This window comes from Phocaeicola plebeius, from assembly GCF_003437535.1.
GTDB lineage: Bacteria > Bacteroidota > Bacteroidia > Bacteroidales > Bacteroidaceae > Phocaeicola > Phocaeicola plebeius_A.
Genome location: NZ_QSQT01000007.1, coordinates 28,769 through 42,202, shown reverse-complemented (window position 1 = coordinate 42,202; position 13,434 = coordinate 28,769). Strand labels below are relative to the sequence as shown.

Annotated in this window: 8 protein-coding genes; 5 read left to right on the top strand and 3 right to left on the bottom strand. The window is 43.3% G+C overall.

Going from position 1 to position 13,434, the window contains the following annotated elements:
* Positions 1–5: 5 nt before the first annotated feature.
* The 3 genes from DXD04_RS04880 to DXD04_RS04870 form a co-directional block, all read right to left on the bottom strand.
* Entirely contained in the window at positions 6–3,023 is a 3,018-nt protein-coding gene (locus DXD04_RS04880) for a SusC/RagA family TonB-linked outer membrane protein (protein WP_370859046.1), read from the bottom strand.
* Positions 3,024–3,109: 86 nt separating this feature from the next.
* Complete coding sequence (locus DXD04_RS04875) at positions 3,110–5,290, bottom strand: glycoside hydrolase family 97 protein (protein ID WP_117671373.1); 2,181 nt, start codon at positions 5,288–5,290, stop codon at positions 3,110–3,112.
* Positions 5,291–5,468: 178 nt separating this feature from the next.
* Positions 5,469–7,322 (bottom strand): glycoside hydrolase family 13 protein, encoded by a 1,854-nt coding sequence (locus tag DXD04_RS04870; protein ID WP_117671371.1) that lies wholly within the window; start codon positions 7,320–7,322, stop codon positions 5,469–5,471.
* A 178-nt stretch (positions 7,323–7,500) separates the two neighbouring features.
* On the opposite strand from DXD04_RS04870, the gene DXD04_RS04865 reads away from it, so the two are divergent.
* The 5 genes from DXD04_RS04865 to DXD04_RS04845 all read left to right on the top strand — a co-directional run bounded on the left by DXD04_RS04865 (position 7,501) and on the right by DXD04_RS04845 (position 13,433).
* Positions 7,501–9,093, top strand: a complete 1,593-nt coding sequence (locus DXD04_RS04865) for a DUF6377 domain-containing protein (RefSeq protein ID WP_117671369.1) — start codon at positions 7,501–7,503, stop codon at positions 9,091–9,093.
* A gap of 220 nt (positions 9,094–9,313) precedes the next feature.
* The gene (locus DXD04_RS04860) at positions 9,314–9,955 is read left to right on the top strand and encodes an HU family DNA-binding protein (protein ID WP_117671367.1); all 642 of its coding nucleotides are present in this window, start codon (positions 9,314–9,316) and stop codon (positions 9,953–9,955) included.
* A gap of 65 nt (positions 9,956–10,020) precedes the next feature.
* Positions 10,021–10,860, top strand: coding sequence for a peptidylprolyl isomerase (locus DXD04_RS04855; RefSeq protein ID WP_117671365.1), 840 nt, complete (start codon positions 10,021–10,023; stop codon positions 10,858–10,860).
* Between the two features lie 12 nt (positions 10,861–10,872).
* Complete coding sequence (locus DXD04_RS04850) at positions 10,873–12,111, top strand: M16 family metallopeptidase (protein WP_117671363.1); 1,239 nt, start codon at positions 10,873–10,875, stop codon at positions 12,109–12,111.
* Positions 12,108–13,433, top strand: a complete 1,326-nt coding sequence (locus DXD04_RS04845; RefSeq protein WP_117671361.1) for an MATE family efflux transporter — start codon at positions 12,108–12,110, stop codon at positions 13,431–13,433. Before DXD04_RS04850 ends, DXD04_RS04845 begins: the two co-directional genes overlap by 4 nt.
* The last annotated feature ends 1 nt before the right edge of the window (position 13,434 follow it).

Below are 13,434 nucleotides of genomic sequence, written 5' to 3'. Positions count from 1 at the left end.
TAAAATTAGAATTGTAAATTAACTCCTAACAGGAATGTAAATGCACGCGGATAAGGATTGGAATCAATTCCACTTTTCACTTCCGGATCCAAGCCTTCATACTTAGTAATAATAAACGGATTCTGCGCTGTTGCATATATACGTCCTCCGATACCTTTATAAGCAGAAGTTTTAAACAAATCTTTAAAAGAATAACCCAACGTAATATTATCACAACGCAAGAATGAAGCATTACGTACAAAGTAATCACTCATATAATATTCTCCCTTTCCTGTAAAACCAAGAGCAATAGCCTCCGCTGTTGTATTTGAATAAGCCGTATTAGAGAATAATCCTGAGCTGCTTACATTTGCCTTATTTGCCAGGAAATCATAATACACATAATTATTCAAGCTACTACGTAAAGAAAAACTAAAATCCCAATTCTTATAAATCATCTTGGAAGTTAATCCCATCATAAAATCCGCAGCCGGTTTCTTATAAATATATTTATCTGAACTATTTATAATGCCATCTCCGTTACGATCCACATACATATTTTCAATCGGGTTTCCATTTTCATCATATACCTGCTGATATACATAGAATGAATTAGCTGGATAACCTACCTTATTAACCTGCACCTTCGTATTATTACCTCTGGAAATTTTATCTCCTGTTTCTACATAATAGTCTGCATCATCACCGCCTGTCAGCTTGGTAATTTCATTATGATTCCACGTAAAATTATAAGTCACATCCCACATGAAGTCTTTTGTGACAACCGGTTTCACATTAAAGGCAAATTCTACACCATAATTTTTCAGAGAACCAATATTCTGTAACATCTGTGCATTGAAATTTGTACCAACAGGAATCTTCACACTGTTCAGCAAATCATTTGTTTCACGATAGTACCCATCTACATTACCCGTAATACGTCCATTAAGGAATCCAAAATCCAATCCCGCATTATAAGTTGTGGTCTGTTCCCATTTCAGGTCTGTATTAAAGGCATTAGCACGTGAAGTATGATAATAAGTATCTCCAAAAGGATATTGCGCATAGTCATCACTTACCACATACAAAGGCATATAAGCAAAATCAGAGGTCACATCCTGTTGTCCGGTAATACCCCATCCTAATCTAAGTTTCAAATCTGATAAAAAATTTACATCTTTCAGAAAATTCTCCTCTTTCATTTTCCAAGCCAATGCTAAAGAAGGGAAAGTACCCCAGCGGTTTCCGTCAGCAAAACGAGATGAGCCATCCCAACGCATGGTAAAAGTGACTAAATAACGATCCAGTAAAGAATAATTCAAACGCCCAAAATAAGAAACCAAAGTATTACGAGTAGCATAAGCTGTCTGCTCTTTAAGTACAGCATCATGAATCTCATCTGTATAACTGTCCCATCCGTTACCTACAGTAAAGCCATTGCGATGAAAATGCTGTTCTTCACCACCTGCCATTACATCAATTGTGTGTGCACCCAATGTTTTAATATATTGTGCATATACGTTATAAGACAGATTATACTTATACTCTGAAGTAGATGTATTATTTCCATAATAGTTATAGGCAAATGAATAAGGCGAATAAACGGTAGTCTGTGTACCATCTGCATATTCACCACCTAAACTGGCATGCAAACGTAAGTCTGGTAAAAAATGAAATTTATAATCCACTTCCACGTTCCCTACAAAATCATTGCTATTAGCTCTGTCATCCTTCTGTTCCAATGCTGCCACCGGATTCTGTGCCGTATTCTTGTTGGCTGTGTATTTCCAATTTGGATCTGAAAAGTCGGATGTAGCTTGTGCATTCTGGTAATAACCTCCAAATACATCATACATACTATCATCCCCATATACAGGGCGGGTTGGATCCATAGATAAAGCCCCTCCAATAGCAGCCCCGGTATCTGCATATCGGTTTTTTCCATTCATATATTTGGCCGTAATATTCACTTTCAAATGATCATCAAAGAAAGAAGGAGCTAAATTAACAGAAGCTGTAAATCTCTGGAAATTAGAAGTCTTTACAATTCCATCATTATAATTGTATCCCAAAGAAATACGATACGGTAAATTCTTCAATCCACCATTGATAGACACATGATGATCTGTACTTATAGCCGGACGGAAAATTTCATCCTGCCAGTCCGTATTGGCTGTGCCTAAAGAAGCCGGCAGTTCATCTCCAAAAATCTGTTGAGCGTAGGTACGATATTCATCTCCATCCAATACATCATATCGCTTCTGTATGGTAGAAACCGACACCGAACCATTATAACTAACCTTTGGGGCCTGCCCATTTTTTCCTTTCTTTGTAGTAATGATAATCACACCATTAGAAGCACGGGAACCATAAATTGCGGTAGCCGAAGCATCTTTCAGTACTGTAAATGTTTCAATATCCTCCGGATTAACCATAGAAAGTCCGTTTGACATACCCTTGATACCGTTATTATCAATAGCCAATCCATCAATTACAATCAGCGGATCATTGCTGGCATTCAAAGATGAGCCTCCACGAATACGGATCTGTGCACCTCCACCCGGAGTACCGTCATTAGAAATCACACTCACACCAGCTACCTTTCCAGTCAACATATCCTGTGCATTGGTAGTAATACCCTTACTCAGTTCATCCGGCTTGACGGCAGTCACAGAACCGGTAGCGTCATTTTTCTTCACCGAACCATAACCAATCACCACCACATCATCCAATACTTCCGTATCATCCTGAAGTGTCACATTCATTGTAGCTGCAGCTGGAAGTTCCTGAGTTTTATAACCGATAAAGGAAATGACAATCACATCTCCCTTTTTTGCTTCCAATGTAAAATTACCATCAAAATCCGTAATGGTTCCGTTCGTTGTTCCTTTCACCAGAATATTGGCTCCAATCACGCCCATCCCAGTATTATCTTTCACTACACCTTTCACGGTAAGTCCTTGTGCAAAAACTTGCACGGAAAGTAACATTCCAACTACCCATAATAGCAGGAATCTACTTACTACATTCCTCTTCATTTCCATATTATTAAATTAAAGTATTCCGTAAATTTTATACTAATACCTATTGAAAACCACTACAATCGTTACCCTATTATTATCCCGCTTAGTTACTTAATTTCTTTAATTGAGATAGCATATCCACCTCCCACAGCTGCTTTCAAATTCAACTTTGTCTTGTTCGTTACTTTCTTCTTAGTGATAGTATAAGCCTGCGGATTCTTATCCCAGCTTGCATCTTTGGCATCTGCATAAATCACGGCTTCATATTTCTTTCCCGGTTCCAGGAAATCAAGTGTCAGCTTCGATTCATGGCCGTTATATCCTGCTGTACATCCTACATACCAGTCAGTGGTACCTTTTGCACGACGGGCAATCGTCACAAACTCACCCGGTTCTGCTTCCAAATACTTCGTTTCATCCCAGTCGACAGCCACATCTTTAATGAACTGGAAAGCATCCATAAAGCGTTCGTAGTTTTCCGGCACATCGGCAGCCATCTGCAATGGGCTATACATTGTAACATAAAGTGCCAGCTGACGTGCCAGGGTAGTACGTGCATGCGATTTGTTATTAGGATTCATCTTGCTGCAATCCGGCTCAAAGATACCCGGCGTATAATCCATCGGACCACCAATCAAACGTGTAAACGGAAGAATAGTCGTATGGTTCACATTATTTCCGCCAAATGACTCGTATTCTGTACCACGTGCTGACTCATTACCAATCAGGTTCGGATAAGTACGACACAATCCGGTCGGGCGAACAGCTTCATGAGCATTTACCATGATTCTATAATCAGCAGCTTTCTTCACGGCATACAGATAGTGGTTTACCATCCACTGTCCGTAGTGATGTTCACCACGAGGAATAATGTCACCCACATAGCCGCTCTTCACTGAGTTATACCCATTGTCCACCATAAACTGGTATGCTTTATCCAAATGACGTTCGTAATTACGGACAGAAGCTGAAGTTTCATGATGCATCATCATTTCAATACCTTTACTTGCCGCATAACGATGAATTTCCTGCACATCAAAGTCCGGATAAGGAGTCACAAAATCAAACACATAGTCTTTGCTCTTGCCAAACCAGTCTTCCCAACCCTGGTTCCATCCTTCTACGAGTACCGCATTAAAACCATGTTTTGCCGCAAAATCGATGTAACGTTTCACATTGGCTGTATTGGCTGAGTGCTTACCATTCGGCTTTGTCTGTGAATAATCAGTCACCCCAAGCTTCACACTGGGCAACTCATCAGTATAAGCCCAAGTTCCTTTGTTGGTAATCATATCCCACCATACACCCACATATTTTACCGGATGAATCCAGGAAGTATCCTCAATTTTACATGGTTCATTCAGGTTCAGCGTAATACGTGAAGCCAAGATATTACGTGCATCGTCACTCACGATTACGGTACGCCAAGGCGAGTTGCAAGGAGTTTGCATATAACCTTTATCTCCCTTTGCATCCGGCGTCAGCCATGATTCAAATACCATATTCTTATCATCCAGATTCAGGCTCATACAAGCATAGTCTACCAAAGCTGCTTCATGCAGATTGATATAAAGGCCATCATCCGTCTTCATCATCAAAGCTGTCTGTACTCCCGTAGGTGAGAACACAAACTGTGAAGAATTTTCCGTCACCGCCGTTTTCATTTTCTCACGAATCTCAGAAAGACGGGAAGTTGTATAGTCATATTCCTGCGTGTCATAATCTCCCGGAATCCAGAATGCCGTATGGTCACCGGTCATAGCAAACTGAGTATGTTCTTCCTTAATGACGAAATAATTCAAATTAGGTTGCTGAGGGAACTCATAGCGGAAACCCAGTCCGTCGTTGAACAAGCGGAAACGAATCACGATGTAACGGTCATTTTCCGGCTGATCAAGTGTCACTTCCAGTTCATTGTAATGATTGCGTATTTCACTTTCTTCACCCCATACCGGACGCCAAGTTTCATCAAAAGTAGAAGTATGCGTTTCTCTGACTTTAAAACCAGTCATCAGATTCATTTTCTCATCTACCCGTTCTTTATCTTTGCGTTCTGTCCATTCAAAGCCAATCCGCTTTTCCGGATCTTCCCGTTTTAATTCCAGTCCCAATGTACTGGGTTTTATCACAGGCTTGTTCTTAAAAGTTAACTCATAAACAGGAGCACCTTTTTGATTCAAGCTAAAGTCCATTACCAGATTCCCATCCGGTGAAGTCAATTTCTGTGCATTCGCCCACAATGCACAACAACACAAAGCTACAAAGGCAAAAGTTTTTCTTGTTTTCATAAGTTCTTCGTGGTATTAATATTGATTAGATTTTATGTTTTTCAATTATCGAGAGCAAAATTATGCGTCACTTTTTCATCTTATTTTCACAAAAAGGAAAATATAAATCAGCATAAATGGTAATCATCTTATAATAAGCCGATTAATCAGTTTTACATAGCCTAAAAATAGAAACGTTTTAGAAGTTTAGAATGAGATTTTCTCTTCCATCCAAACAAAGTTTCCCGCTTAAATTCACATTTTTTCCGGTCAATACGTCGAGTGCATTTTCTCGTGGAAGGATTTCCTGGTAAGGAGCCAGGTCCAGTTCTTTTGAGTCATCCGTTCCGTTCATGATAATTACCACCGATTTACCGTTAAACTCACGCTGATACACATACACTCCGTTTTGAATAGAATAATGTTTCAGGCTTCCTTTACCTATCACCTGATTCCCTTTTCTCCAATTCAGCAATTGACGGGTAAACTCAAATGCTTCGTTTTCCAATGCCGTCCGCCCATTCTTTGCAAAGCAGTTGCGCGTATCTCCTTGCCAGCCTCCTGGAAAATCCTTACGCAAATCTCCATCACCCTTGCCTTTATCACCGGTCATCAGTATTTCCGTACCATAATAAATCTGCGGAATGCCTCTGGTAGTGAGCAGAAAGACCATAGCCTGCTTATAACGTTTCAGGTTCTTCGCCATTTCATCGGTCTGTGCAAAGCGGGAAGTATCATGATTATCTAAAAAAGTCAGCAGATTCATCGGATTGGCATATACCAAATCCTGTGTCTGATAATCATAAAGCTTATATAATCCTCCTCCCCACTCACCGGTTTCTTCATCAAATGCCTGATTTATCAAAGCCTGTAAAGGAAAATCCATCACTGTAGGCAAGTTAGAATTCAGCGGCGCAGCCAGTTTACTGTCCTTCTGCCAATAGGAAACCAGCACATTACTATTCAACCAGGTTTCTCCTACAATATTGAAATAAGGATATTCATCCAACACCTCTTTACACCACTGACTCATAAAATCAAAATCCGCATAGGGATGTGTATCCTGTCGGATACCGTTAATGCCAGCATACTCAATCCACCAGATACTGCTTTGTATCAGATAACGAACCACATGGCGGTTACGTTGGTTAAAATCAGGCATTACAGAAGTAAACCACCCGTCAGTGGCAATCTTCTTTTCGAATGCACTGGCGTGAATATCCATTACACTGGCCGTTTTAAATGAAGTTTGCACGTAATTGGAATGGTAATTAAACCATTCTTTGGAAGGTTTGTCTTTAAACAGGTAATTTTCGCTTCCGCAATGATTAAAAATCATATCCATCACTACTTCCAGATTCTTTTCATGCGCTTTCTCTACCAGTGCACAGAAATCTTCATTACTTCCAAACCGTCTGTCAATCTGATAATAGTCTGTAATGGCATATCCATGATAGGAACCGCTTTCCATATCATTTTCCTGAGTAGGATTCAGCCAGATTGCTGTCACTCCTAAATCAGCAATATAATCCAAATGACTCGATATACCTTGAATATCACCACCATGACGTGCAAACGCATCAGCACGGTCTACCTTCTTTTCACGCATCCCGTCTACCACGTCATTTTCAGGATTACCGTTGGCGAAACGATCGGGCATAATCAGGTAAAGCACATCTTCTGAAGTAAAACCTTTTACATCTTCTCCTCTCCGCACACGCGATTTCAGTTCGTATGGAATCTGCAATTTCTTTTTTCCGTTTTTCAACAGGATTTGAAAAGTCTGTGCCTTTGCTTCCGATAAATCAAGGTAGAGCAACAAATAATTCGGATTGTCCTGCCTAACTGTTTCTTTCAGAAAAATTCCTTCGCCGGATACACTCACATCCGACAAAGCCAAATTCTCTCCATACAACAAAATCTGGAGTTCTGGATTTTTCATTCCTGCCCACCAGAAAGAAGGAGCCACTTTCTTTATCTCCATTGCCTGAGCAGCCTGTCCTCCTCCCCACGAGAAAAGGAACACAATCAATAAAATTAATGCATGTTTCATGATATTGAGGTTGAAATGTTTTTCAACGCAAAAGTAGATTCATGATAAAAGATTTCTTATCTTTGGAAATAAAATATAAATACATAAAAGAAGTAAACAGAAGGTTTACAAGAAGTTAACAAAATTTGAAGCAACTAAAATATAAATGATATAACATCAGATATTCAACCTTAAAACTATGAGATCTATACTTTTCCTTATATTGTTTATTGCAGAAGGCTGGTTCATCTCCATTTCCGCACAAGACTCCGAGCAACGAATCTTAGAGCAATTAGATAAAGCAATTTCCCAAAAAGAGAAATTTAAAAACGACAGAGAAGCTGTCATATCTCAAATCAAACAACGACTGAACTATGCCACAGACAATACCGAGCGTTATAAACTCTGTGGAGAACTATTTAATTTGTATCTACATTATCAGGCTGACTCTGCCTGCCACTATATTCGTCGTAAAGAATACTACAACTCTCTCCAGCCTCAACCGGAGAGAGACATCGAAATCTCTATCAATCGGGCAGAAGTAAGAGGTGTCATGGGCATGTACAATGAGGCCTTGACAGAATTACAAACAATTCACCCTCATGAGCTGTCTTCCCCCAACTTAGAATATTATTATTTCACCATAAGAGCCTGTTATGGATGGATGGCAGATAATACAGTAGACCTACACGTAAAACAAACGTATCTGAAAAAGACGGAACTGTATCGTGACTCCCTGTTGAAAATACTTCCTCAAGGAAGCAACCGTAACATTGTATTGGCAGAAAAAATGATATTAAGCGGGCAGGCAGACCAGGCTATTCCCATTTTGAACAAAGTGCTTACTTCTCCTTTAGACATACAGGAAAAAGCATACGCATACTATACCCTTTCATTGGCATACGAAGCCAAGAAAGACACAGACATGGAAATCTATTACCTTGCTCAGACAGCCCTCATTGACCTCAATGCATCGGTTCGCGAATACGCGGCCCTTCAAAAGCTTGCTCGCCTGGTGTACCAGCAAGGCGACCCGGAAAGAGCTTATAATTATGTAAGCTGTTCCATGAAAGACGCTGTAGCCTGCAATGCACGCCTGCGTTTTTTAGAAGTCACAGAATTCTATCCCATCATCGATAAGGCTTATTCCGACAAAAAGGCGCAAGAAAAACGGTTAGGAAGAATCCTGACTCTTAGCATTACCGGATTGGCTGTATATCTCATCCTACTGGCCTTTTACCTATACCATGGACTGAGAAAACTTTCTCTCATGCGAAAGAATCTCTCAAAAAGCAACAAAGAACTGGTAGCTCTCAACCAGCAATTGCAGCAGACTGGAAAAATCAAAGAAGTGTACATCGCCCGTTATCTGGACCGTTGTGTCAGCTACCTGGACAAACTGGAACAATACAGACGCTCACTTGAGAAATTAGCGATGGCTTCCCGCATAGAAGATTTGTTTAAAGCTATCCGTTCGGCAGACTTTCTGCGTGAAGAACGTAAAAACTTTTATAACGAGTTTGATAAATCGTTTTTGGAACTATTCCCCAACTTCATCCATGATTTCAACAACCTGTTGAATGAAGATGGAAAAATTGAGCCCAAACCTGGAGAAATCTTAAACACTGAGTTACGTATTTTCGCCTTGATTCGCCTGGGAGTGACCGACGCCAACCGAATTGCCCATTTCTTGGGATACTCATTAGCTACGGTATATAACTATAGAAGTAAAATACGTAACAGGGCTAAAGGTGACAAGGATAACTTTGAACAGGAGGTGATGAGATTATAACAACATTATTTCTTCCGATTTCCCTACCAAATTCTTGCTTTTCCCCTTGAATATAATTACCTTCACCTAAGAGAATTCTCTGTTTCACACTGTGGGATACAAAAACCACAGTGTGGGATACATATTTCACACTGTGAAATACAAATCCCGCACTGTGAAACAGAGAATGCTTCAGCGCATTTAAAAGAATTGTTCTAACCCTTTAAATTTATTGATTCAAATGGCAGCTACTTACACCATGCAGGAAATGAAAGACCTGCACAACGAAAACGAGACCATCCTCTATCCAAGAATGATTATCAAGGGACAATGTTCTACAGAGGAGCTGATTGAAGACATCGCACATCACACCACCTACAACACCGGAGAGCTCCGGGGCATGATTATGGCCCTGAAAGATGCCATGGCCCGCGAAATGAGCCGGGGATATTCGGTCAAGCTCGATGAAATCGGCACATTTACTCCTTCGTTAGGAATAACGGAAGGAAAAGAGGCCGAACAACCCGCAGGAGAAACCCGTCGCAATGCCAGAAGCATCAAAATACGCAACATCAACTTCCGTGCCGACAAAGAACTGATTCGCAAGACGGAAGGGCACTGCACGCTGGAAAGAGAAAGCGGTACCAGCAAGCTGAAAACTTCACACCACTCCAGCGAAAAGAGATTGAAAATGGCCCTGGATTTTCTGACCACACACCCGTACATGACGGTGGCGGATTACATGGCCCTCACCGGCTTGAGCCATACTACCGCAGCCAGGGAACTTCAGAAGTGGGGAACAACACCAGAAACAGGCATACTCCCCAAGGGGCAGCGCACACACAGAGTCTATGTGGCCGTCACCGCTAAAGAAAAAGGCTGATGGCTACATGATAAAGCAGCAGATAAAGAGTTTTTTTGTACCTTTGCAAAACCAACTTTCTTCACATGAAAAAATTATCTATTTTATTCACATTGATGGCCTGCTGCCTGATGGCATGCACGGGCGGTCAGAAAAAGACAACCAATATGGAAACTGGAAACGAAACACTTGTACGTCTGGAAACGACCATGGGAAACATCACGGTCAAACTGTATAATGAAACTCCCAAGCATCGGGACAATTTTATCAAACTGGCGAAAGAGGGTACTTATGACAGTACGCTCTTCCACCGCGTAATCAAGAATTTCATGATTCAGGCAGGCGACCCGCAGAGCAAGACTGCTACCGATACCACTACATTGGGGAACGGAGATGTAGGTTACACACTGCCGGCTGAGTTCAACCCGAAATTCTTCCACAAGAAAGGTGCACTGGCTGCTGCCCGCTTGGGTGACGAAGTAAACCCGAACAAGGAATCTTCCGGCTGTCAGTTCTACATTGTGACCGGACGTAAATTCTCTGAAGCACAGATGATCAGCATGGAGAACCAGTTGAATGAGGCACGTTTGGAAACGGTGTTCAACGAACTGGCCCGCAAGCACATGAAAGAAATCTACAAGATGCGCAAAGCCGGCGACAACGACGGCCTGTTGGAATTGCAGGACAGTCTGGAAGCCCAGGCACGTGGCATCGTAGCCAAGGAACCGGCCCTGAAGTTCAGCCGTGAACAGATTGCAGCCTATACTACCGTAGGAGGTGCGCCTCACCTGGACGGAGCGTATACCGTATTCGGAGAGGTGACAGAAGGTATGGAAGTTATCGACAAGATTCAGGCTGTAAAGACCAACCGCGCCGACCGTCCGGAAACAGACGTACGCATTCTGAAAGCAACCGTGATTGAATAATCTGATTTCCGCATGATTCAAGTAAACCGTTATACACTGGCTAACGGGCTGCGGATTGTACACAATGAGGACGACTCTACACAAATGGTCGCCCTCAACTTGTTGTACGACGTGGGAGCCCGCGATGAAGACCCGTCGCACACGGGATTTGCCCATCTGTTCGAGCACCTGATGTTCGGAGGTTCCCTCCACATCCCCGACTACGACACTCCCGTGCAGAATGCCGGAGGAGAGAACAATGCCTGGACCAACAACGACATTACAAATTATTACATCACCCTGCCGCACCAGAACGTGGAAACGGGATTCTGGCTGGAAAGCGACCGCATGTTCAGTCTGGATTTCAGCCCGAAGAGTCTGGAGGTGCAGCGCCAGGTGGTGATTGAGGAATTCAAGCAGCGCAACCTGAACCAGCCCTACGGGGATGCGTCGCATCTGCTGCGTGAACTGGCATACGAATCGCATCCGTACCGCTGGCCGACCATCGGGAAGGAAATCGCACACATCGCTCAGGCTACACTGGAGGAAGTGAAAGACTTTTTCTACCGTTTTTATGCACCGAACAATGCCATTCTGGCCGTAACGGGACATATCTCATTCGAAGAAACAATCCGGCTGGCAGAGAAATGGTTCGGCCCCATTCCAGCACGGAACATTTCCCCCCGACAGCTTCCGACTGAAAAGCCCCAGACGGCTGTACGCCGCAAGACGGTGGAACGGAAAGTACCGGTAGATGCCATCTACATGGCTTTCCACATGTCCAACCGCATGCATCCGGATTATTACGTATACGACATGATTACTGACATTCTGTCGAACGGTCGTTCTTCACGGTTCATCCAGTCGCTGGTGCAGGAACAGAAGTTGTTTACTTCCATCGATGCCTATATTTCAGGCAGCCTGGATGAAGGACTGCTTCATATCACCGGTAAACCGGTAGAAGGTGTTTCTCTGGAACAGGCAGAAGAGGCCATCTGGAAGGAATTAGAGAAAATGAAGACCGTACCGGTAAGCGAACAGGAACTGGAGAAGGTAAAGAACCGCTACGAGAGCGAACAGATTTTCAACAACATCAACTACCTGAACGTAGCAACCAATCTAGCTTTCTTTGAACTGACGGGAAAAGCAGAAGACATCAACGAGGAGGTAGGAAAATACCGTGCCGTAACTGCCGAACAGATTCAGGCGACTTCGACCCGTTGCTTCGTTCCCGAAAATTGCAGCATACTCTACTATAAGGCTATTTCATGAGACATTCAAATTACCGTGCACTCCTCTGGCTGGGCATTCCCATCGTCATCGGACAGATTGGAGTCATCATCTTAGGCTTTGCCGACACATTGATGATTGGGCATCACAGTACGCATGAACTGGCGGCAGCCAGCTTTGTGAACAACATGTTCAATTTAGCGATTATTTTCAGTACGGGTTTCAGCTATGGTCTGACCCCTATCGTGGGCAGTCTGTTCGGACAAAACCGTTGTGAAGAAGTTGGACGTACCCTGAAAAACAGTCTGGCAGCCAATACGCTGCTGGCCGCAATCGTGTGTCTGGTCATGGCGGTGCTTTATTGGAACATCGATAAATTAGGGCAGCCGGAAGAACTGCTTCCCGCCATGCGACCGTATTACCTCGTATTGCTGGCTTCACTTCCTTTCGTGCTGTGGTTCAACGGTTTCAAGCAATTTACTGACGGAATTACCGACACACGTATCTCCATGTGGATTCTGTTAGGGGGTAACGTGCTGAACATCATAGGAAACTATCTTCTGATTTACGGAAAGGCCGGATTTCCGGAGCTGGGACTGCTGGGTGCAGGCATCGCCACCCTGGCCTCACGCATCCTGATGGTCATTGCCTACGTGATACTCTTTTTCTGTACCTCGCGCTACGACGTGTTCAGAAAAGGGTTCGCCAAAGGACGCCTCAACAGGTCCGATTTCGGGTTATTGAACAAGCTGGGATGGCCCATTGCCGGCCAGATGGGAATGGAGACGGCTTCGTTCAGCCTCAGCGCCATCATGGTGGGATGGCTGGGAAGTACGGCGCTTGCCTCCTACCAAATCATGATAGCCGTGTCGCAAGTCTGCTTCATGATGTACTACGGCATGGGGTCGGCCGTATCGGTACGCATCAGCTATTTCTTCGGCCAAAAGGACCTGGAGCATGTGCGCCATACGGCCAGAAGCGGCTTCCACATCATCTTGGCCATGATTGTGCTCACGGGCATTCCTATCTTCCTGCTTCGCCACTACATCGGCGGCTGGTTTACCAATGACGAGGCCGTAAGCCTGATGGTGGCACAGCTCATCATCCCTTTCCTGCTGTATCAGTTTGGCGACGGACTGCAAATCAATTTCGCCAACGCCCTGCGGGGAATCGCCGACGTACGTCCCATGATGCTGTTCTCGTTCATCGCCTATTTCCTGATTTCCTTACCTGCAGGCTATCTCTTCGGATTTGTCTGTGGCTGGGGAGCCATCGGTATTTGGGCAGCCTTTCCTTTCGGACTTACCAGTGCCGGAATCATGTATTACCTGCGATTCAGATATAAAACGAAATCTATCCGCTAAA

Coding starts and splice junctions, on each gene's coding strand:
- DXD04_RS04880 (WP_370859046.1), bottom strand. CDS start 3,023: ATGGAAATGAAGAGGAATGTAGTAAGTAGATTCCTGCTATTATGGGTA.
- DXD04_RS04875 (WP_117671373.1), bottom strand. CDS start 5,290: ATGAAAACAAGAAAAACTTTTGCCTTTGTAGCTTTGTGTTGTTGTGCA.
- DXD04_RS04870 (WP_117671371.1), bottom strand. CDS start 7,322: ATGAAACATGCATTAATTTTATTGATTGTGTTCCTTTTCTCGTGGGGA.
- DXD04_RS04865 (WP_117671369.1), top strand. CDS start 7,501: ATGAGATCTATACTTTTCCTTATATTGTTTATTGCAGAAGGCTGGTTC.
- DXD04_RS04860 (WP_117671367.1), top strand. CDS start 9,314: ATGGCAGCTACTTACACCATGCAGGAAATGAAAGACCTGCACAACGAA.
- DXD04_RS04855 (WP_117671365.1), top strand. CDS start 10,021: ATGAAAAAATTATCTATTTTATTCACATTGATGGCCTGCTGCCTGATG.
- DXD04_RS04850 (WP_117671363.1), top strand. CDS start 10,873: ATGATTCAAGTAAACCGTTATACACTGGCTAACGGGCTGCGGATTGTA.
- DXD04_RS04845 (WP_117671361.1), top strand. CDS start 12,108: ATGAGACATTCAAATTACCGTGCACTCCTCTGGCTGGGCATTCCCATC.